The 19023-nt window shown below is 45.6% G+C and carries 24 protein-coding genes; 10 read left to right on the top strand and 14 right to left on the bottom strand.

Going from position 1 to position 19023, the window contains the following annotated elements; all coding sequences use genetic code 11:
• On the top strand, positions 1–1116 hold the full coding sequence (locus tag OCC_RS07560; protein ID WP_004068034.1) for an ABC transporter ATP-binding protein: 1116 nt from the start codon (positions 1–3) through the stop codon (positions 1114–1116).
• Positions 1117–1126: 10 nt separating this feature from the next.
• On the top strand, positions 1127–2143 hold the full coding sequence (locus OCC_RS07555; protein WP_004068033.1) for a TrmB family transcriptional regulator: 1017 nt from the start codon (positions 1127–1129) through the stop codon (positions 2141–2143).
• Here OCC_RS07555 and tpiA read toward each other — a convergent pair.
• From tpiA to OCC_RS07535, 4 genes are all read right to left on the bottom strand, one after another.
• The gene (tpiA, locus tag OCC_RS07550; RefSeq protein WP_004068032.1) at positions 2140–2814 is read right to left on the bottom strand and encodes a triose-phosphate isomerase; all 675 of its coding nucleotides are present in this window, start codon (positions 2812–2814) and stop codon (positions 2140–2142) included. The genes OCC_RS07555 and tpiA overlap by 4 nt on opposite strands.
• A 38-nt stretch (positions 2815–2852) precedes the next feature.
• Positions 2853–4817 carry a glyceraldehyde-3-phosphate:ferredoxin oxidoreductase gene (gene gor / locus OCC_RS07545; protein ID WP_004068031.1) on the bottom strand — a complete coding sequence of 655 codons (1965 nt, stop codon included), beginning with the start codon at positions 4815–4817 and terminating at the stop codon, positions 2853–2855.
• A gap of 122 nt (positions 4818–4939) precedes the next feature.
• Complete coding sequence (gene fbp / locus OCC_RS07540; protein WP_004068030.1) at positions 4940–6064, bottom strand: fructose-1,6-bisphosphate aldolase/phosphatase; 1125 nt, start codon at positions 6062–6064, stop codon at positions 4940–4942.
• A 100-nt stretch (positions 6065–6164) separates the two neighbouring features.
• The gene (locus OCC_RS07535) at positions 6165–6404 is read right to left on the bottom strand and encodes a hypothetical protein (protein ID WP_004068029.1); all 240 of its coding nucleotides are present in this window, start codon (positions 6402–6404) and stop codon (positions 6165–6167) included.
• Positions 6405–6519: 115 nt separating this feature from the next.
• On the opposite strand from OCC_RS07535, the gene OCC_RS07530 reads away from it, so the two are divergent.
• Complete coding sequence (locus tag OCC_RS07530) at positions 6520–6918, top strand: NifB/NifX family molybdenum-iron cluster-binding protein (RefSeq protein WP_004068028.1); 399 nt, start codon at positions 6520–6522, stop codon at positions 6916–6918.
• Between the two features lie 41 nt (positions 6919–6959).
• Here OCC_RS07530 and OCC_RS07525 read toward each other — a convergent pair whose 3' ends face one another.
• A complete protein-coding gene (locus tag OCC_RS07525) occupies positions 6960–7910 on the bottom strand; it encodes a SufB/SufD family protein (protein WP_004068027.1) in 951 nt (316 codons plus the stop codon).
• Positions 7900–8619 carry an ATP-binding cassette domain-containing protein gene (locus OCC_RS07520; protein WP_004068026.1) on the bottom strand — a complete coding sequence of 240 codons (720 nt, stop codon included), beginning with the start codon at positions 8617–8619 and terminating at the stop codon, positions 7900–7902. The genes OCC_RS07525 and OCC_RS07520 overlap by 11 nt, the downstream gene beginning before the upstream one ends.
• Positions 8620–8751: 132 nt before the next feature.
• On the opposite strand from OCC_RS07520, the gene OCC_RS07515 reads away from it, so the two are divergent.
• From OCC_RS07515 to OCC_RS07505, 3 genes are read left to right on the top strand one after another with little or no spacing between them, the layout of a single operon-like run.
• On the top strand, positions 8752–9186 hold the full coding sequence (locus tag OCC_RS07515) for a putative zinc-binding protein (protein ID WP_004068025.1): 435 nt from the start codon (positions 8752–8754) through the stop codon (positions 9184–9186).
• A gap of 60 nt (positions 9187–9246) precedes the next feature.
• A complete protein-coding gene (locus OCC_RS07510) occupies positions 9247–9618 on the top strand; it encodes a heterodisulfide reductase subunit A-like protein (protein WP_232054832.1) in 372 nt (123 codons plus the stop codon).
• 2 nt (positions 9619–9620) lie between these two features.
• Positions 9621–9821, top strand: coding sequence for an ATP-binding protein (locus OCC_RS07505; protein ID WP_004068023.1), 201 nt, complete (start codon positions 9621–9623; stop codon positions 9819–9821).
• Here the strand turns inward: OCC_RS07505 and OCC_RS07500 are convergent.
• Together OCC_RS07500 and OCC_RS07495 are read right to left on the bottom strand one after the other, a co-directional pair.
• Positions 9796–10128 carry a NifB/NifX family molybdenum-iron cluster-binding protein gene (locus tag OCC_RS07500; RefSeq protein WP_004068022.1) on the bottom strand — a complete coding sequence of 111 codons (333 nt, stop codon included), beginning with the start codon at positions 10126–10128 and terminating at the stop codon, positions 9796–9798. The two genes, OCC_RS07505 and OCC_RS07500, sit on opposite strands and share 26 nt — an antisense overlap.
• Positions 10121–11014, bottom strand: a complete 894-nt coding sequence (locus tag OCC_RS07495) for a cation diffusion facilitator family transporter (RefSeq protein WP_004068021.1) — start codon at positions 11012–11014, stop codon at positions 10121–10123. The genes OCC_RS07500 and OCC_RS07495 overlap by 8 nt, the downstream gene beginning before the upstream one ends.
• A gap of 113 nt (positions 11015–11127) precedes the next feature.
• Between OCC_RS07495 and OCC_RS07490 the strand changes: the two genes are divergently transcribed.
• Entirely contained in the window at positions 11128–11544 is a 417-nt protein-coding gene (locus OCC_RS07490) for an OsmC family protein (protein WP_004068020.1), read from the top strand.
• On the opposite strand, the gene OCC_RS07485 is transcribed toward OCC_RS07490, so the two are convergent.
• Positions 11541–12563, bottom strand: a complete 1023-nt coding sequence (locus OCC_RS07485) for an arsenic resistance protein (RefSeq protein ID WP_020953741.1) — start codon at positions 12561–12563, stop codon at positions 11541–11543. The two genes, OCC_RS07490 and OCC_RS07485, sit on opposite strands and share 4 nt — an antisense overlap.
• A 96-nt stretch (positions 12564–12659) precedes the next feature.
• Positions 12660–12974: a hypothetical protein gene (locus OCC_RS07480; protein ID WP_004068019.1), complete on the bottom strand. Its 315-nt coding sequence runs from the start codon at positions 12972–12974 to the stop codon at positions 12660–12662.
• Positions 12975–13108: 134 nt separating this feature from the next.
• Between OCC_RS07480 and OCC_RS07475 the strand changes: the two genes are divergently transcribed.
• A complete protein-coding gene (locus tag OCC_RS07475; RefSeq protein ID WP_004068018.1) occupies positions 13109–13438 on the top strand; it encodes a winged helix-turn-helix domain-containing protein in 330 nt (109 codons plus the stop codon).
• Here the strand turns inward: OCC_RS07475 and OCC_RS07470 are convergent.
• Complete coding sequence (locus OCC_RS07470) at positions 13428–13877, bottom strand: arsenate reductase ArsC (protein WP_004068017.1); 450 nt, start codon at positions 13875–13877, stop codon at positions 13428–13430. The genes OCC_RS07475 and OCC_RS07470 overlap by 11 nt on opposite strands.
• 158 nt (positions 13878–14035) lie before the next feature.
• Between OCC_RS07470 and arsB the strand changes: the two genes are divergently transcribed.
• A complete protein-coding gene (arsB, locus tag OCC_RS07465; protein WP_004068016.1) occupies positions 14036–15133 on the top strand; it encodes an ACR3 family arsenite efflux transporter in 1098 nt (365 codons plus the stop codon).
• Positions 15134–15211: 78 nt separating this feature from the next.
• Positions 15212–15802, top strand: a complete 591-nt coding sequence (locus OCC_RS07460; RefSeq protein ID WP_004068015.1) for a SagB/ThcOx family dehydrogenase — start codon at positions 15212–15214, stop codon at positions 15800–15802.
• Here the strand turns inward: OCC_RS07460 and OCC_RS07455 are convergent.
• Genes OCC_RS07455 through OCC_RS07445 form a run of 3 tightly spaced genes read right to left on the bottom strand, consistent with a single transcriptional unit; the run spans position 15799 to position 18969 of the window.
• Positions 15799–16155: a hypothetical protein gene (locus OCC_RS07455; RefSeq protein WP_238565049.1), complete on the bottom strand. Its 357-nt coding sequence runs from the start codon at positions 16153–16155 to the stop codon at positions 15799–15801. The genes OCC_RS07460 and OCC_RS07455 overlap by 4 nt on opposite strands.
• A 60-nt stretch (positions 16156–16215) precedes the next feature.
• On the bottom strand, positions 16216–16521 hold the full coding sequence (locus OCC_RS07450) for a thioredoxin family protein (protein WP_004068013.1): 306 nt from the start codon (positions 16519–16521) through the stop codon (positions 16216–16218).
• 42 nt (positions 16522–16563) lie between these two features.
• Positions 16564–18969 (bottom strand): heavy metal translocating P-type ATPase, encoded by a 2406-nt coding sequence (locus tag OCC_RS07445; RefSeq protein WP_004068012.1) that lies wholly within the window; start codon positions 18967–18969, stop codon positions 16564–16566.
• Between the last annotated feature and the right edge of the window lie 54 nt (positions 18970–19023).

Genomic DNA, 19023 nt, shown 5'->3' with positions numbered 1-19023 from the left:
ATGGTGGAAGTCAGGCTTGAAAACCTCAAGAAGTATTTTGATAAAGGAAGGGTAAAGGCCGTTGATGGGGTAAATCTCACTATAAAAGACGGAGAATTCCTTGTACTCCTCGGACCGAGCGGTTGTGGTAAGACCACAACGCTTAGAATGATAGCAGGCTTAGAAACGCCAACAGGCGGAAAGATATGGTTTGGGGAGAGAGATGTAACTTACCTTCCTCCCAAAGACAGAAACATATCAATGGTTTTCCAGAGCTATGCTGTATGGCCTCACATGACAGTTTATGATAACATAGCGTTTCCATTGAAAATTAAAAAGTACCCAAAGGACGAGATAGATAAAAGGGTTAAATGGGCCGCGGAGCTGCTTCAAATAGAGGAGCTCCTTGACAGATATCCCGCTCAACTCAGTGGTGGTCAGAGACAGAGAGTGGCCGTTGCAAGGGCAATAGTGGTCGAACCGGATGTTCTGCTTATGGATGAACCGCTCTCCAACCTCGATGCTAAGCTCAGAGTTGCAATGAGGGCGGAAATCAAGAAGCTCCAAACGAAGTTAAAGGTCACCACAATATACGTTACCCATGATCAAGTTGAGGCCATGACAATGGGAAATAGGATAGCGGTAATGAACAAAGGGAAGCTCCTTCAAGTCGGGCCTCCAACGGAGGTTTATTTGAAGCCCAACTCGATATTCGTTGCAACGTTCATAGGCGCTCCGGAGATGAACTTACTTGAGGTGAGTGTTAAAGAGAAAGATGACTCCATTATCCTAGAGGGAGAAGGGTTTGAGATTCCACTTTCAAGGGACTTTAAAGAGCTCCTAGAGAGGTATATCGACAAAACAGTTGTCTTCGGTATAAGACCTGAACACATGACTATAGAAGGTATCTCATCTCTAGAGCACGTGAAGAGAAGCACAACAATAGAGGGAACAGTAGATTTTATTGAGGCTTTGGGAACAGACACGATCGTCCATGCCAATATAGGAAGCGGCCAAATCATAAAGGTAAAGCTCCCAGGCCACATACCCCTTGAGGTCGGGAGTAAGGTTAAAATAGTTATTGACCTAGATAACATCCACGTATTTGACAAGGACACTGAAAAAGCCATAATATGAGGGAGAGCAAATGGAGGAAGGCGAGCTCAAGGCGCTCTTGAAGGAGTTGGGATTGAACAAATATGAGGTAAATGCATACCTTACTTTAATCAAGCAAGGACCCCTCACAGCGGGCGAGCTCGCCTCCCTCTCAAAAGTTCCCCAGCCAAGAATATACGACGTTGTGCGGAGTTTAATGAGCAAGGGCTTTGTTGCAATAACAAGTGAAAGGCCAAAGAAAATAGTTCCACTTGACCCGGAAAAAGTTTTCGACGAAATGGAAAAGGGCTACCTGAAAAAGGTAGAGCTCGCAAAAAAAGAATTAAAAGCCATGTACACCCCCCACGAAAGCCGGAGAGAGGTAATAGTGGTAAAAAGCAAAACAACCTTGGAGAACTACATAAAGGAGGCAATAAAGAACGCCAAGTACCATCTCTCCCTTGCAATTCCCTCACAGCTTTTGGAAAAAGTAGCACCACTTCTAAAGACAAAAAGCAGGGAAGTTACAATTGACCTATTTGTGTACGGAGAAAAAGAAGTTCCAAAAATCGCAGATAAAATCAGGGTAAGAGAAGTAGAAGACCCAATAATACTAATACAGGACAAGGCATTAGGCATTTATGCACCTCCTGAAGCCTTCAAATCAAAAGAGCAAACAATAAAGGGCTATGCCTTAATAATAAAAGACAAAAACCTTCTTTTCATGCTCGATAGATATTTCTACCATGCACTATGGCCCACTGGGGAACTAATTTATAAGAAGAAAGGGAAGATAAAACTTCCAAAGAGCTACATACACATCAGGTCCCTTGTGGAAGACATAAGGAACCACAACCTAATCGGGAGCGAAATAGAAGTGCACGGAAAGTTCGTGAAGACCCGAGAGCCCGTTCATTTGACTGGAAAAATAATCGACTTCTTTGAGAGCGAAGGAAAGGTAATCTCAAACATAACCGTGGAGACAAAAGATGGAAAAAGGTACGTAGTGGGGGGATGGAATGCATCCTTAGAGGACATTGAAGCCGATTTAATGATTCTTAAAGGCTAGATTATGAGTGATACTAGGTCTCTTATTGCTTTTTCTGGATCTTTGGCTTTTGTGACACCGCTTGCCAAGAGAACTCCAACCGTCCCCAATTCTAGAGCCTTCTTCACATCTTCTCCAGTCGAAATACCAGCACCAGTAAGAACCTTAACCTCTGGGTTTACCCTCCTAACGAGCTCCACCGTGTTGGTTATTACCTCAGGCTTTGCCTTACTAACTGGAATCCCAGTGCCGATCAGCTCTGGAGGCTCAACAGCAACGTAATCCGGATTTAGAGCGGCAACTGCCGCGCTAACTGCAGGGTTGTTGCTGCAGACCATTGTCATTAAGCCAACTTCCTCAGCCCTTCTTATTGCAGCTTCCAAATCCGCGAGGATCATTCTGTTTTCGGAGTGGTTGAGTAAAGTCCCAACGGCTCCGGCCTCTTTTACTGCCTCCGGCAAAACATGACCCGTATGACTGCCGGGCTTTATTGGATCTATGTGCTGAGCAAAAACCGGAATTTCAACTTCTTGAGCGATTCTATAAAGATCAACCAACTGCGGTGCCACGACTATTGTTATTCCGGTCTCTTTGTAAACTTTTTCTGCCGCCTTGGCTATTTTTAAAGCCCTCTCCCCAGTGGCATCAATATACGTCTTAAAATTTATGGCTATAATCGGCTCCACCAACATCCTTACCACCTCTTTTTTAGACAAGACAAAGTGAAAAATTAAAGCGTCCAATCAACTCCCAAAATTCTGCTGTATTCCGCCAAAACCCTTCTAAGGTACTCCTTTGCTGTCACAACTTTGTCTTTCTTAAACTGCTCTGCCCATCTTTCGTTGCCAAACTCTTCGGCTCCTTTTGCAACAAGATCTATAACCCTCATTGAATCCCAGAACACTGGTTCATAGCCAGCCTTTTTGAGGAAGTTAACAAGTTTTCTTATTGTTTTCTTGGCCTGTTCTTCCATGTCCACATTTTCCCCATAAGCTTCCATGAAGAGTGCCTTCAACACAGGCTTTGCCCATCCGCGGTGGAATCTGCACCAACCAACGTTGTCATACCAGTATTCATAAAGGGCACTGGCGACTATCTTATTTGCAAGCTCTTCAGGCTCTAAGAATACTCCAAACTGATAGAAAGTCCAGTAGCGACCTTGGATTGGTAAAGGAATGTAGTTCCCAATAGCCCAGTACATAGTGGGTACTATCTCCCCGTTTATTCCTATGGGTGTGTAAACTCCATAGTCTTTGAAACTTTCTCCATAGCTCAGTCTGTCCTTGAACTTCTCATCGAGTACCTCACTAGCTCTCCTTATACCTTCCCCAATTATCTTAGCAATTTCCGTTTCAGCAAAAGCAACCCTATGGGCTAATTCAGCAACAAGCTTGGCATTCTTTTCACTAGTCTCAACGGGCTTTAAGAGAAGAGAATCTTTACCAAATTCAGGCTTGTCGCTAATTCCAACTTCTTCTGGCTTGAGCAAACCTCTATAGACCAGTTCCAAAACCCACGCAGCGGTACCTCCAAAGCTGATGGCATCAAACCCCATAGCATCAACAGCGTGAACGCTTATATCGCTTGCCCTAAGGGTTATCACGCCGCTTAAAGGCCCGTTAGCTTCTCTCGGCTCGTACTCTATGTGGTGACCGTTGGCGTATTTCTTACACACTACCGGACAGGGTTCCCCACAGTTAGTCCAGTTTTTGGGCTCTATTGCCTCTTTGTTAAAGGGCTCCCAGTAGTATTTCATTATGTTTTCATGGATTTTAATACGCTCTTCTTTTGGGATATATGGCATCTGCCAGTTGAGTATGGGCACGAAATCTCCTTCGGCTGGATAGTTCCCTCCAAAGGTTCCTCCCGTCTTGAGCTTGGGATTGTATCTATATTTCACAGTTTTTTCCGATATGACTTCATTCATAGGTTTCTTGTGAATGCCCTCCACTATCGGCTTTGCCACTCTTATATTGCTTATGTCCTCTTTTGGAAACCTCTTCCTTGCCTTTCCTCCAAATATTATGGCAACAACGTTATGAGCCCTCAACAAAACGCTCCCAGTTCCTCCCCTAGCAGCCCAGTCCTCACTCCCGACAACTCTCTTGCCGTTTCTCAAAGTTTGAGAGAACACTGCTCCCATATGCGTATTTAGAGAAGCAGGCCCAACACAAGCTATTCTATACTCCATTCCATCAAACTTCTCATGAAAGTTATCTATGAGGTATTGAGTGAGAGCATAAACTCCCTCTTCCCCTTTGTAGTCCTTCCATATTTCGATTACCTTTTCAAGCTCTATCTCGTGGAGCTCAACATTCAGGTTTTCTCCGTCATTGGAAAGCACTATCACTGTGGGCTTTTCCCTTTTGCCCTCAAGAACCACAAAATCTACTCCAACCCTCTGAAACTGATAAGCCGCACCGCCCATAGTTGATGGGAAAACCCCTCCGTACTGGGGCGATCTGTAAACAAAAGTCATTCTATGAGCGCCCGGAAGAACAGAACCAGCGAAAGGTCCTTTTCCAAAAACCATAACGTTCCTCGGATCATAGGGATCCTTGAGCTCGTGGGTCTTATAAACTTCATCGTGCAAGTACAAGGCATAATCAATTATGCCGTAAATTCCCTCTCGCTCGACTTCTTCACTTTCAACTTTCTTTTCATCGAGGTTTATCTTAAGCACTGAAAATCTCATATCCCCCCCTCCCATATCACTCTTGGTGTTATGTAAAAGAGCAAATTATTTAAGATTTTTGGATAATGCAAGTGAATTTCATAGATTCTTTAGAACCAAAAAAGAAAATTAGCAAAGGAAGATCAAACCGGCTCAAATCTGTCCTTAAGCTTCTCCAAAACACCTGGCAAAGTTGTGTATTCCATCTCCTCAAGCGGTAGGCGATGTGGTTCAAAGGGTCCATGTCTCCTTATGTAATCTGCAATCTCCAATGCCTTCTTTCTTGCCTCGTCAAATGCAACATCCTCAAAGAGGTCAACCGGCCCTATCAGCTTTCCATCCTTATTGATCTGCCATCCTAACGCTACAACCCTTGGAGGTCCATCGAATCTTGAGGGAGTTGCATACTTGAGGGGAACGGGCATTATTGGGCCGTTGTGACTTCCTCTCATCCATCCGCTTACCAAGTGTGGGAACGCAAATGGCTCCAAGACTTCTCCAAGGGCAGGAAGGCCGCTTTGAGCCCTTACTATTGCCACTGGGTCGTCTTTTCCTACGTATTCACCGGCAATTTCGTAAAGCTTTTCGGTGCTTATAACGGCAACCGGCTCATCTTCGGGAAGCTTGTGCCCTTTCTTTGGATACACGCGCTTTATTACATATCTAGACTTTGCACCTATCAGTGCCAAAATGTCGTAAAGCTCCTCCGGCGAGTTCATAATAACCCTCTTGTGCTCCTTTATGTCCCATATCTCAAATCTAAAGCCCATGTGCATGTGGGGGTCAATGACCAGTCCAGCAGTGTTGAAGGGATCGGCAAACATCCTAAAGATCGGCAGGTTGAATGCTCCCGGCTCTGTCTTATCCATGTGGAATGTAACGATAGGCTCGCTTTTTCTTAGGGTAATCTCCATCTCGGCCACTCCTGGACCCATTCCTCTAACGTTCCCACTGAAGGCATCTTTAAGTAAATCCTGACCAGCTCCGTAGAGACCGAGTTCTTTTGCTATCTCAGTTGCTTCTTTAAACACGTTCCAAGCTAGACCGTGTATTTTCTCACTGTCAACACCGTGCTTATGTGTCATGATAAGCTGCAAATCATCACCGCAGTATGTGGCGTAGAAATCAATTATTGTCCCTTCCTCTTTTGCCTTACCCAAAAGCTCATTAGCCTTCTCGATAAGGGCTGGATGAACCTTGCAGTGTCCCGGCCATCCGCCAATATCAGCCTTTATCACGCTGATAGTTATCTTTTCTCCAACTGCCATGTGACATCACCAATAATACGTTTACTTTCGATCTTATAAAATTTTACCACCATAAAATATATCACTTCCAATGATACCAAAGAAGAAAAGGGTAAAAGGTTCAGCAGATATCAGTCCAGCCGAATTCCTCTTTTGCGACCTTTATAAGTTCTTTAAGCTCTTCTTTCTTGATGTTAACGCTGCTTACAGCACCCACAAGGGCTATAATGCCATGAACCTCTTCCTGCACCTGAATGACATCGTCACTTATCTTTGTAACCTTAAGCTCCCTTCTGGCAACTTCCTCCTCCGTAATCCTAAACTTATCCTCCCCAATTTTTACGTGCTTTATCTCGGTCATGGATATCCCTCAAATAATATACGCTCTCAAATCTGATAAGCTTTCCTATTATGATTTCTGTGCATATGCACAAACTTTATATGCATCAAACTTCATCCATTTTTTGGTGATGTACATGAGAATTGCAATACCCGCCGAGGATAACAGGGGCTTAGAAAGCAACGTAAGTAGGCACTTTGGAAGGGCTAAGTATTTTGTTTTTGTTGATGTTGAAGAGGGAAAAACAAAGAACGTAGAGATTGTTGAAGTGCCCTTTGATGAACATGGTCCAGGAGATTTGCCGAACTTTATCAAGGAACACAATGCCGAGGTAGTTCTAGCTTACGGAATGGGGAGGAGAGCAATAGAATACTTCAACCAGCTTGGCATCGAAGTTGTTACCGGAGCTTATGGAAAGATCAAGGATGTTGTTGAAGCATTTATTCACCAAGTTCTCGAAGTAGACCCTTACTGGAAAGAGAAGATAGAAAGAGAAAAGGAGCACAAAGGGGAGTGTGAAGAAGGGTGCAAATGATCACTTTTTAATACAGTGTTAGAAATAAAAATATCACACGATCATTCCCTAAGAAGCCCCTTGATTATAAGCTCCGCCGCTTCCTCTTCGCTCAGGCCTTTTGCCATTAGCTGCATGAGCTGAGCCTCGTTTATCCTTCCTATCGAAGCCTCGTGGGTGAGTTCAGCTTTGTCGTTCTTTACCCTTAGGAGTGGAACCGTTTGGACGTCTGCATTCCCTTTAACTATCTCGTGACACTCTACGTGGCCTTTTGCATAGTCTCCGAGGCCGTAGGCCTCATTTATTACATTTGCCCTCGCGTTGTCAAAAGCTATCACCGTAGTCTTCAGGTTTGCCCGCGAGTGATTTCCATTCAAATACGCAATCTCCTTAACCTCAACAGAATCGTCTTTAACAGCCTTTACCTTGGAAACAAGTTCCGCCACAGCATAATCATCCAGTTTAACCTCCATTTCAAGCTTAAGCTCTCTGGCACGATGCTTTGTTAAAGAAAACTTCCCAGTATACCTCCCTTTTCTCCCAACTTCAACCTCTGTTTTGCTGATCATTCTCACTCCTTCTCCGTGCACGTGTTCGTCTTCATAAACAACCTGAGCACCTTCATCAATTTTGATCTTTGCATAAGCATCGTGGGTAAAATTCTTTGCATATGGGAAGATGCAGTGGGAGAGGAATTTAACCTTTGAGGCTTTTCCCACTGTTATGTCAAAAACAACCCTCTGATAACCTTCATTTTTTAGAAATCCCGTACACAGATGGATTGGGAAGGGGAGTTCAACATTATCTTTGATTTTTATGCTTGCTTTTACCCCTTTTTCTATCTCCTCCCCAACTATTTCAACACCCTCAACGTTGTTTAATCCGACTATTTTTTCTCCACTTATTATTATCGCCGCTATCCTATCGCCGAAGAGAGATTTATCGAGGCCTTCTTTCTCATAAATCTCTACCAATGCTTCGTATTCCCTCACTCTGTCCATTTTAATGACCATCGCTCACCACTTCCAAAAGCGGGCACTTACCACAGGCTCTCTTGTAGTATTCAACGACTTCATCCGAAAAGCCCTTTCTAATGACTTTTCCACCACACACAAAGTAGCTGAACTCTGTCTTCCTTGCAATGTCCTCATGGTGGGTGATTAAGATCACAGTTGTGCCAATCCTCCTCAGGTGATCCAAAATATCATCTATTAACTCTCCCGCCGTTATATCCAGTCCAGAGTCGGGTTCATCAAGGATCGCGTATTTTGGCTTTAAGAGAAGGATAGACGCAAGTTCAACTCTCTTTCTTTCCCCTCCGCTGAGGCTTTTATCAACAAACCTGGAATGATAGAGCTCATACGGTAAGCCAACTACCTCAAGAACTTCCCGCACTTCCTCTTTATCCACACTCAATTTTCCTCCCAGTGTGAGATACTCCTCAACCGTAATTCCATCGTAGCGTGCCGGCTCCTGCCAGAGCAGGGTAATACCGAGCTTGGCCCTTTCCGTTATGCTAAGGGGAGTTATATCTCTCTCATCCAGCAGAACTTTACCTCCAGTTGGCTTTATAACCCCCATTAGAATATAGGCTATAGTTGATTTCCCGGCCCCATTAGGGCCTAGGATAGAATAGCTCATGCCTTCCTTAAACCTCATGTTGATCTCTTCCAGTATTTTCCTGCCGTTTATTGAGTAGGTCACGTTTCTCAAGAGCAGCATGTGTATCAAAGAAGTTTCATGTGAATGGAATTTAAAGTTTTCTGGACAGCTTTGCCCAAAACTCTTGGTTGAGAACCAAAACATGTGAAAAAGATTTTAAATGAAAAAATTTTAATATGAATGGTGGTCGAAATGAGCGAAGAAGTTAAGATGGAGAAGCTTCCTAAATTTCTGCCCAGCTGCCACAAGGAGGCAGAGAACCTCGATATCATATTTACCTGCTCTGGAGCGGCAAGTGTGGGAAAAATAGGTCATGAGGTTGGGGTTTTGCTAACAAATGCCGGCCAAAATGCAAGGCTCTGCTGTACAACTGCCGTTGCTGCCGGCTCGGAAATGCACCTCGACATAGGAAAGAGGGCAAGGAGGGTAATCGTCATAGACGGCTGTCCGATGAAGTGTGCAACCAAGGTTATAGAGAAAGCTGGGATAAAGATAGACCACAGCTTTACCGTTACGGACTTCGGAATAGCCAAGCAACCAACCCTCGACATAAGCGATGAAGACGTTCTCAAAGTTGCCCTGGCGATAGCTGAGAAGGTTGGAATGAAACTCAACGTTAAACCTTAGGTTGAGAACCTTTACATTTGAAAATCTTTTTAAGTGAAATTTTTCTCATTTATGCTGGTGATGCATATGAAGGGTCTTATACTCTGTGTTTGCCAGGGCACATGCCCATCCTTCCAGAAGATGAACGTGTTTGAGATTTTAAACCACTTCAGAAGGGAGAAGAAGGTTGACTTTGTCGCTCTGCACCCACAGCTCTGCGCTACGGATGGGGATAACTTCTGGAGGGCTTTGCTTAAGAATGGAGAGGACATAGAGAAGCTCTTTGTTGCTGGGTGCGATCCAGTTATGCAGAAGAAGATGTTTGGCTGGACGTTTAAGGAGCTCGGATTCGATGATCACAAGTTCATCGGAATAGAGATTAGAAACATGACCACAGAAGAGGCAATCAAAGCAATTGATGAAGCCATGAGCGTTGATACTCAGGAGGGATGAAAATGGCAGACAACTGGTACCCCATAATCGACTATGACAAGTGCACCGGTTGCTTAACTTGTGCAAACTTCTGCCCCCATGGGGTTTACGATGCCTCCGAGGGCAAGCCCAAAGTGGTAAAACCCGAGGAGTGCGTGGAGTTCTGCAGGGGCTGCCAGAGGATATGTCCAGCCGGGGCTATAAGCTACTTTGGAGACTCTTGATAACTTCCTCCACTCTTTTCCCAGCTTCTACTTTGATTATCCTGATCCCACCAGCATCAAGTATCGCCCTTCCCTTTGGGCAGTCCATAGGAGTCAGCAGTACGTTCACTCTCAGGTTGACAAAAAACAGGGCCGCCCTAGAACCAGCACCGTAGGGCTCCTTTTGGTAAGGGTTCTCAACGATTTCCACGTTTTTTATTTCCCCATTTTCTATTTCCACCAGCGTGAAAGTCTCCGCTCTCACGAGGCTTTCATGCACCCTATCCTCAATCCCACCCTTAGAAGTTGGGACTGCTACCCTAATCACCTTTCTCACCGCAGATTGTGTTCTTGTCCTCACATCTTCCTGCTTCGAGCTGAATCGTTACGTGGGTTATTCCAAAGCTTTTGAGTCTCTCCGCAATATCATCTATGAGCTTCTGGGCCTCGCTGAGGGGCATATCATTAACCTCGACGTGGCACTCGAAGTGGATTTCCTTTTCCCCTACCCTCCAAGCGTGGAAGTGATGTGCATTCTTAACACCTGGAATGCTCTCAATCTCTCGTTTTATCTCCTCAAAATTTAGATTTGGTGAAGCCTCCATGAGTACCTCCACGCTCTCCTTTAGTATTGCGTAACCCTCGCGGAGGATGTAGAGCGAGATTAGGACTGTGATGAGCGGATCAATCCAGAGGATGTTCCACTTTATTATGGCTATTCCACCTATTACAACCGCAACCGATGAAAGTGTGTCGCTCAGGAGATGCAGGTAGGCGGAGCGGACGTTCATGCTCTCGTGGGCGTGCTCGTGGAGCAGGAGAACCGAGATAAGGTTGGCGAGGAGGCCGATTAGAGCAACCCCGAGCATCAGAGGGCCGTCTATCGGCTCTGGGTTCTTGAAGCGCTTGTAAGCCTCGACAAGGAGGAAGAGCGCAACACCAACCAGGACAGCGGAATTAACGAAAGCCACCAGAATCTCAGCCCGCTTGTAGCCGAAGGTATACTTTTCGTTCCTCTCGCGCTCGCCAATCTTTATGGCCAAATAGCTCGCGAGGATGCTCATTGAGTCGCTGAAGTTGTGAAGGGAGTCGCTTAAAAGAGCCAAACTCCCAGAAAGAATACCGCCGATGACTTCAGCTAGTGTTATCGTTATGTTGAGGACGAAAGAAAACAGCATTCTGCCCTTGAGTCCTTTGTGGTGATGGTGCGCCATTCCTCATCCCTCTCTCGATTCTCCCGCGAGAATATAAAAGACTTTCGAACGTTAAGATTTGCATGGAAAAAGGCTTTTATTTGAGATGGCGTTCATTTTAAAACGGTGGTACTATGGAGCGTCTTGAGTATTCTGCACATTTAAAGTGGGACGGCAACGTCGGGAGTGAAGCGAAGGTGAGGGAGTTTACCTTCAATATAGACACGAACACGGACGGCCACAACAAAGGCCCTAACCCGACGGAGTACCTCTTGGCTGCCATAGGCGGCTGTCTGACCGTCAACTGGGGCAGGCTGATCAAGAAGATGCGCCTCGACGTGGAGGGCTTTGAGGTCGAGGTCAGGGGCTGGCGCGGGCTTGACGAGCCCCAGCTGAAGGAGATAACTTACAAAATCACCGTCTTCACCAACGAGGACGAGAAAAAGATCATGCGCGTTAAGGAGTTAGCGGAGAAGTACGGGACGGTGTTCAACACCATCGGGGCGGAGAAGATAAGGGGAGAAGTGGAGGTAGTAAAGCCGGAGGACTAAAGGGCTTCCGCTTTGCTTTTCTCATCGAGAAAGACGCAGGCCTCAAATAGGCACCTTACCCTATCCGCGAGCTTGAGGTATAGGATAAGGAAAATTATCTGGAATATTGGGAGAGTCGCCGCTGGAATTGCCACAAGGGGCTGGAAAGCGAGCGTCGCTATCGCTATGGCCGTTCCGTTGTTCTTCCCGACGCTGAGGAAAGCTATTCCCATATGCTCCTTGTAGCTCAGGCCGAGAACCCTGTCCAGCCACGTTATTAGGGCAAGCATGATGATCATGTAGACCGTGTTCACAATAGCAAGCTCAACGAGGATTGTCCACTTGCTAAGCAGGAGCTGGGCCTTCATGAAGAATATCAGCCCCACGAGGAGGAGCATGGTGGTCATTGTTGTTGCCCCAAAAAGCGGCTTCAGCTCAAGGAACCTGTCCTTGCCGAGCTTCCTCGTGAGGAGCCTCCTCGTGAGGTCTCCGAGGAACATTGGGAGGATGAGGACTATGAAGACCGTTCTCAGGAGCAGTGAGAGCGGAACCGGGACGTTGTAAGCGCTGCCGAGGAGCTTTATCCATAGGGGGAGCATTACCGGGATTAGGAGGAAGTTAACGCCAAGCGCCACCGTGACAACCTCAAGGTCTCCCCCTGCTAAACCAGCATAACCTATGCTCATGGATGAACCCGGAACGAGCATGACCAGGAGAAAACCGAGCGCCAGGTTTGGATCGTGGATGAAGCCTTTAACGAGGAGAAAGGCCACCACCGGAGTGAGGACAAAGTTGTAGGCGAGGCTCAGAAGAACGGGCTTCGGCTCCTTGAGAACCTTGGGGATTCTCTCAAGGTTGAGGTTTATCATCATCGGGTATATCATAAGGAAGACGAGTATTGTAGTGAGATTGCTCAATCCCGCTTTGTGGGCCTTTGCAAAGCCCGGAAAGACCAGCCCCAGGGCCCAGCCTACGGCTATGGCTATGAGCGAGTACCAGAGCAGGTTTTTCTTAAGGTTGTTTGCGAGCTTGCCAAACATGTGCATCACCTTCATGATATTTTCTTCATTTGAAACTAAACTGATTTGAATTTGATATCATTTAAAAGTATTGTTGGACAGAGCTGGGTAAAAGGCTCAGGCGAGCCAGATGAAGCCGACCACCCTTCCGTCCTTCACTAGCTGGACCTTGGTGCCCCACCTTCCGAACCAGTAGGCTCCAACTTCTACTTCCTTCGGGTCAACGTCCTCCCAGAGTTCGCCTATTATCTGCCCTTCAACGATAAGAGGAATGTGAAGGCTTCCACAGCGGCACCGCCAGGCGGCTCCTTTGGCAACCCTTGAGAGGACTTCCTTGGCTTTGGCCTTTATCTCCTCGTAGTTCGGCTCGCTCTCGATCATGTATCCAAACCTTCCAACCTTCCACTTCCAGCCAGAAACTCCAAATGGCATCTCAACCACCTCCAACTTTCTTAATTTGTAATATCACAAAAATATTTATAAACTTTTCTATAATATTCGAGTTAAACTTATGCTAGAGCGGTAATTTTATAAACTTTAGAAACCACGTATCAATGGTGATAAGAATGCCAAAATGGATGATGGGGGAGATGAGAAATCTTAGGGCTCTCATGATGCTCCTCAAGCCCCTTCTAGCCGAACCGCGAAGGAGCATCATTAAAATCCTAAGTGAAGGGGTTAAGGGGACAAACGAAATCTATCAAGCACTTCAAGAGAGGGGATTGAACATGCCCCGTTCAACGCTCTACTACCATCTCTCTGCCCTTGAGGATGCAGGGATAATCGAGATGGCAGGTTATAGGGAAGAAGGCGGTGGAGCGCCAGAGAAGCTCTGGAAGCTGAAGGTTAGAAAAATTGGAATAGACTTAGTTACGGGAGAAGTGTTCAAAGAGTGAAGAGGCTCTTTCTCCCTATTATCTCTTCTCTACTCTTACCGGCCTTCAAGTCCTCGATGAGCTTCAAAACGCGGCGCTTTATCTCGTCCCTCACTTCGCGGTACTTCTCTATTGGCTGGCCGTAGGGGTCATCTAACCCCCAATCCCACGTCTTTTCGGGCGGAGCGTAGGGGCACTTGTCGAGACAGCCCATTGTGATGACAATGTAAGCTTTATCGGCCATCTCCTCGGTGTAGAGCTTCGGGTACTGGCCTTCGAGAGAAATTCCAATTTCCTCCATGACCTTTCTCGCGAGCGGGTCTATCTCTTCAGCCGGCTCCGTTCCTGCGCTCATGGCCTTGAACCTTGGGTCATCGTTGAAGTGGTTGAAGAAAGCTTCTGCCATCTGACTTCTTGCGGAGTTCTTCACGCAGACGAAGAGGATGAGCTTTTCTTCCATTTTCTTCACCACGATGGAGTTAGAAAGTCATTTTAAATATCTTTCCGCAATAATCTATAGAGATCAATATAGATGAAGAATACTTCATTTGAACTTTCACCTTTGGTTTTAAAAAGACTTTTATTTGAAAACTCCTTCAACCCAGATGGGTGTGGAAAATGGACGAGAAAAAAGGATTGAGCTTCTTCGAAAAATATCTTTCCCTTTGGGTGGCGCTGTGTATAATGACAGGCATAGCCATCGGAAAGCTCTTCCCAGCAGTACCCCAAGCACTCTCAAAGTTCACCATAGCTAACGTTAACATGCCCATAGCGATTTTGATATGGGCGATGATTTATCCCATGATGGTCAAGGTGGACTTTTCGGCCATAAGGCGCGTCCACAAGGGTCAAATGCTCAAGGGCCTAATCGTCACTTGGGTGACCAACTGGCTCATAAAGCCCTTCAGCATGTTCCTAATAAGCTCCTTCTTCATAGGGACGCTCTTCTCAATCAAGCTCGGCCTGATCGAGCCCTCACTTGCTAAGGAGTACATAGCCGGGGCAATACTCCTCGGAGCGGCACCATGCACTGCCATGGTCTTCGTGTGGAGCTATTTGGCCGATGGCGACCCCCTCTACACTCTAGTCCAAGTGGCAACAAATGACCTCATAATCCTCTTCGCCTTCGCTCCAATAGTCGGCTTCCTAATGGGCCTCAACGAGGTTCCCGTCCCTTACGACACGCTCCTCCTCTCGGTGGTGCTCTTCGTGGTCATTCCGCTAACGGCAGGCTACTTCTCACGGAAGCACATCCTGAGAACAAAAGGAGTTGAGTGGTTCGAGCGCGAGTTCCTTCCAAAGCTCAGCACCGTATCAATAGTAGGCCTTTTGCTGACGCTGATACTCTTATTCTCCTTCCAAGGTAACATAATCCTCGAAAACCCGCTCCACATAGCCCTAATAGCGATCCCGCTGACGATACAGACGTACTTCATCTTTGCGATAGCCTACGGGTGGGCGTGGCTCTGGAAGCTTCCACACAAGGTTGCAGCTCCAGCCTCTTTCATAGGAGCAAGCAACTTCTTTGAGCTGGCCGTGGCTGTTGCAATAGCCCTCTTCGGCCTTGAAAGCGGAGCGGCTTTGGCCACGGTTGTTGGCGTTTTGGAGGAAGTGCCAATAATGTTAAGCTTAGTATGGATAGCCAACAAGACGAGAGGCTTGTTCACAGCTAAATTCGAGTCTGGAAGTTCAGCACTGGTACTTGCAGAGGAGTAGAGGTTTTTCTCTGCTTTTTAACTTTTGACACCAAAACCTTAATCAATGAAGACACCTTCATCAATTCTGGGATGCGCCATGAAAGTTGAACTTCCCGCCCCAAGGCTTAAGGGCGAGATGAGTGTTGAGGAAGCGATAAACCTGAGAAAGAGCATAAGAAAATACAAAGATGAGCCGCTAACCCTTGAAGAGGTGTCTCAGATACTCTGGGCGGCTTATGGAATAAACGCCTGGGGTAAAAGAACTTCTCCAAGCGCAGGTGCTTGCTATCCATTTGAAGTTTATGTAGCGGTGTCAAAAGTAGAAGGCCTTAAGCCCGGTCTCTATCACTACGATGGGAAAACTCATAGCTTAGAGCTCGTGAGAGAAGGCGATTTAAACAAACCCTTAGCAAAAGCATGCTTAGGCCAGAGACACGTAGAAACAGCTCCGATAAACATCATAATCGTTGCACACTACGAAAGGACGACAAGAAGATACGGGGAGAGAGGATATAGGTACGTGCACATAGATGCAGGCCATATGGGCCAAAACATCTACCTTCAAGTTACCGCCCTAAAACTTGGGACTGTTGCAGTTGGGGCCTTTAGAGACGAAGAAGTCAAAAAAGTAATTGATGTGCCTGGAGAGCCTTTATACATCTTTCCTGTTGGGGTTCCAGAAGGTTAGAGCTCGCTAGCCTCGTAAATAACTACATTTCCTTTCTCTTCAATCAACTTCGCCTCATACCTTTTTATTTGGCCATTGGTGTTTATCTCCATAATTACTTTCCCAGGAGAGAGTTTCTCCCTTGTGGTGAATTCTTTTGTCTCTATTGCCTGCGTAAAGAAGTCCCCACTTCGCTCAAACTTAAAAACAAGCACTCCCTCTTCAACCTCGTACCCCCTGTAAACTGCGCCACCCATTTTGAAAGTCGCCCTTAGAGTTATGTATCTTCCACCTTCTTGAGACCCTAGAAGATAAACTCCCACTGCCAAAACCAACAAAATTGCCGCTCCAATAACTTTTTTCACGTCTTTCACCTAAAATATGCTCGTTCTAAAAATATAAAAGGATTTTGAAAGCTTCAAATTGATTCAAAGCTAACTCTCACGAAGTTCTTCGAATTTCAGTAGGACTTCCTCCTTTGTTCTTATGAGATTTTGCCTTGTGAGCTCTTTTCCATCTTTGAGGTAAACGAGTGTAGGGACATTCAGAATGTCAAATTTGTCCACGAGATCTTCCCATTTCTCTGCGTGTACATGGATAACTCGGATATCTTTGAATTCCTCACTTAATTCTTCCATAAAGGTCTCAACTAGTCTGCATGGAGGACATCCCGGGATGGAAAACCATAGCACAACCTTTCCCTTAGTGAAGTCGATCTTTCCATCGTATTCGATTATCATGCCCATCACCATTTATTTTGTCTTCAAAAGATAAAAGGGTTGTCAAACCCTAACCCGCTTAAGCATGAGGGAGTTTGTAACGACACTGACACTGCTCAAACTCATAGCTCCTGCTGCCCACTCCGGCTGGAAAGTTACTCCAAAGAGCACGTATGCGAATCCTGCGGCTATTGGAATTAGGATTATGTTGTAGATCATTGCCCAGAAAAAGTTTTGCTTTATCTTCGAGAGCGTCTTCTGACTGAGCTTTATTGCTTTAACGACATCCCTTATGTCGTTTCTCATAAGTACTATTTCACCGCTTTCCATCGCTATATCAGTCCCAGAGCTCACTGCTATACCTATATCTGCTTGGGCTAAGGCAGGAGCGTCGTTGATACCGTCTCCTACAAAGATAACTACCTCGCCCTTTTCTTGGAGTTTCTTAACTTCATTTGCCTTGTCCTGTGGGAGAACCTCTGCCAGGACATAGTCTATGTTGAGCTGTTTTGCTATTGCATTTGCAGTTCTTCTGTTATCTCCAGTAATCATACCTACTTTCTTCCCCATTCTGTGAAGCTCTTCAATGGCTTCTTTCGCATGCTCCTTTATTGTGTCTGCGATTCCGATAACTCCTACTATCTTGCCGTCTATAGCAACTATTATTGCTGTTTTTGCCTCGTCTTCAAGTTTGTGAAGTATTTCTTCAACGTTTTCTATTGAATATCCGTTTTCTTTGAGCAGTTTTCTGTTTCCAGCTAGTATTTCTTTTCCATTTACCTTGGCTTTGATGCCCTTTCCAGTAACCGCCTCAAATTCTTCCGGATCTACAACCTCAATTCCAAGTTCCTGAGCTTTTCTGACAATTGCTTCTCCAAGTGGATGCTCCGAACGCTTCTCTGCTGATGCTACTAGCTTTAAGAGTTCTTTTTCATCCATGCCAAAGGTTATTATATCCGTGACTTCAGGCCGTCCTTTTGTGAGGGTTCCAGTTTTGTCAAAGAGCACTACCGTAGCTTTTCTTGCAATCTCAAGCACCTCGCCGTTTTTAATAAGTATACCCATCTCGGCTCCCTTGCCCATTCCAACTGTTAGGGCCGTTGGTGTTGCCATTCCAAAGGCACATGGGCACGCTATCACTAAGACACTAATGAGAGTAGTGAACGCAAAGATAAGCGGCTGCTTTGCTATTAATCCCCAGTATGCAAAGGAGAGCAGGGCTATCGTTAGTACTACTGGAATGAAATATGTCACAATCTTGTCTGCTATTCTCTGTATTGGCGGTCTTGTGTTCTGTGCCTCCTCAACGAGCTTGATAATTTGAGCTAAGACTGTCTCCCCACCAACTCTTTTTGCCTCAATCTTCAGAACGGAGTTCTTGTTTATTGTACCCCCAATGACTTCATCACCTTTTTTCTTTAGATTTGGTATTGGTTCTCCTGTTATCATTGATTCATCAACATAGCTCTCTCCTTCAATCACGACCCCATCAACCGGGATCTTCTCACCCGGTTTGACTATTACAATGTCTCCTACTCTAACCTGAGTTATGGGTATTTCAACCTCTTTTCCATCTCGGATTACAGTTGCCTTCTTTGCCTGAAGCCCCATGAGCTTCTTGATTGCCTCACTTGTTCTTCCTTTTGCCACCTGTTCGAGGTATCTTCCAAGGAGCAGGAACGCCAATAGGAGCACGCTTGCCTCGTAGAAATTGTACTCCTTCGGCAGGATGCCAACTGTTGCAAGTACACTCGCAATATATGCTGAACCTACACCCATTGAATACATTACGTCCATGTTGAGCGTCTTGTGTCTTAAAGATCTGATAGCCTTTAGGAACATTTCTCTTCCGGAATACACTATAACTGGGGTTGCTAAGGCAAACTGGATCCATAGCATATATGGAATCTCAAAATTGAAGCCTAGAAGCCACCTGTACGTCATTAGGGTTATAATGCCACCAAATGTCCAGGCGACAATGAGCTTTTTCTTCATGTCTCTTAGGTGCCTCTCTCTTACTTCCTTCTCTATATCAATGCTTTCTTCACCCTCAACACCTAAAAACTGATATCCGAATTCTTCTATGATCTTCTGTATTTCTTCCATATCAACTAATGTTGGGTCATAGCTAACTGTGGCCTTCTCTGTGGCGAGGTTTACCTTGACATCCAATACGCCGGGTAATTCCCTGAGGGCGGTTTCTATTGTTTTTACACATGAAGCACAGGTCATGCCACCAATCTTTATTATTGCATCCCTCTTCTCCCTCACTACACCGTAGCCAACGCTTTCTATTGCTCTAATGATTTGGGTTATACTAACCTTTGACTCATCGAACTTAACATAGGCGGTCTCCGTCGCCAAATTTACTTTAACGTCCTTCACACCCTCTAATTCCTTGAGGGCGACCTCTATGGTTTTAGCACATGAAGCGCAACTCATCCCTGTAATTTTTATATTGATCTCCATGTAGGATTCACCTCCGGTTATGTATTCGTTGAAAGGATTATTGAAGTTATTTTT

Source organism: Thermococcus litoralis DSM 5473 (assembly GCF_000246985.2).
Lineage (GTDB): Archaea > Methanobacteriota_B > Thermococci > Thermococcales > Thermococcaceae > Thermococcus_A > Thermococcus_A litoralis.
The sequence above is the reverse complement of the archived record's forward strand: the minus strand, read 5'-3'. Positions and strand labels throughout refer to the sequence as shown.

Excerpts from the sequence above, each read along its gene's own strand:
- OCC_RS07535 (WP_004068029.1), bottom strand. The coding sequence starts at position 6,404 with ATGACCGAGATAAAGCACGTAAAAATTGGGGAGGATAAGTTTAGGATT.
- OCC_RS07495 (WP_004068021.1), bottom strand. The coding sequence starts at position 11,014 with ATGGCGCACCATCACCACAAAGGACTCAAGGGCAGAATGCTGTTTTCT.
- tpiA (WP_004068032.1), bottom strand. The coding sequence starts at position 2,814 with ATGTTGGTGGAGCCGATTATAGCCATAAATTTTAAGACGTATATTGAT.
- OCC_RS07490 (WP_004068020.1), top strand. The coding sequence starts at position 11,128 with ATGGAGCGTCTTGAGTATTCTGCACATTTAAAGTGGGACGGCAACGTC.
- OCC_RS07515 (WP_004068025.1), top strand. The coding sequence starts at position 8,752 with ATGAGCGAAGAAGTTAAGATGGAGAAGCTTCCTAAATTTCTGCCCAGC.
- OCC_RS07510 (WP_232054832.1), top strand. The coding sequence starts at position 9,247 with ATGCATATGAAGGGTCTTATACTCTGTGTTTGCCAGGGCACATGCCCA.
- OCC_RS07460 (WP_004068015.1), top strand. The coding sequence starts at position 15,212 with ATGAAAGTTGAACTTCCCGCCCCAAGGCTTAAGGGCGAGATGAGTGTT.
- arsB (WP_004068016.1), top strand. The coding sequence starts at position 14,036 with ATGGACGAGAAAAAAGGATTGAGCTTCTTCGAAAAATATCTTTCCCTT.
- OCC_RS07445 (WP_004068012.1), bottom strand. The coding sequence starts at position 18,969 with ATGGAGATCAATATAAAAATTACAGGGATGAGTTGCGCTTCATGTGCT.
- OCC_RS07520 (WP_004068026.1), bottom strand. The coding sequence starts at position 8,619 with ATGCTGCTCTTGAGAAACGTGACCTACTCAATAAACGGCAGGAAAATA.
- OCC_RS07525 (WP_004068027.1), bottom strand. The coding sequence starts at position 7,910 with ATGGTCATTAAAATGGACAGAGTGAGGGAATACGAAGCATTGGTAGAG.
- OCC_RS07555 (WP_004068033.1), top strand. The coding sequence starts at position 1,127 with ATGGAGGAAGGCGAGCTCAAGGCGCTCTTGAAGGAGTTGGGATTGAAC.
- OCC_RS07470 (WP_004068017.1), bottom strand. The coding sequence starts at position 13,877 with ATGGAAGAAAAGCTCATCCTCTTCGTCTGCGTGAAGAACTCCGCAAGA.
- OCC_RS07475 (WP_004068018.1), top strand. The coding sequence starts at position 13,109 with ATGCCAAAATGGATGATGGGGGAGATGAGAAATCTTAGGGCTCTCATG.
- OCC_RS07505 (WP_004068023.1), top strand. The coding sequence starts at position 9,621 with ATGGCAGACAACTGGTACCCCATAATCGACTATGACAAGTGCACCGGT.
- OCC_RS07560 (WP_004068034.1), top strand. The coding sequence starts at position 1 with ATGGTGGAAGTCAGGCTTGAAAACCTCAAGAAGTATTTTGATAAAGGA.
- OCC_RS07485 (WP_020953741.1), bottom strand. The coding sequence starts at position 12,563 with ATGTTTGGCAAGCTCGCAAACAACCTTAAGAAAAACCTGCTCTGGTAC.
- OCC_RS07530 (WP_004068028.1), top strand. The coding sequence starts at position 6,520 with ATGAGAATTGCAATACCCGCCGAGGATAACAGGGGCTTAGAAAGCAAC.
- OCC_RS07480 (WP_004068019.1), bottom strand. The coding sequence starts at position 12,974 with ATGCCATTTGGAGTTTCTGGCTGGAAGTGGAAGGTTGGAAGGTTTGGA.
- fbp (WP_004068030.1), bottom strand. The coding sequence starts at position 6,064 with ATGGCAGTTGGAGAAAAGATAACTATCAGCGTGATAAAGGCTGATATT.
- gor (WP_004068031.1), bottom strand. The coding sequence starts at position 4,817 with ATGAGATTTTCAGTGCTTAAGATAAACCTCGATGAAAAGAAAGTTGAA.
- OCC_RS07450 (WP_004068013.1), bottom strand. The coding sequence starts at position 16,521 with ATGATAATCGAATACGATGGAAAGATCGACTTCACTAAGGGAAAGGTT.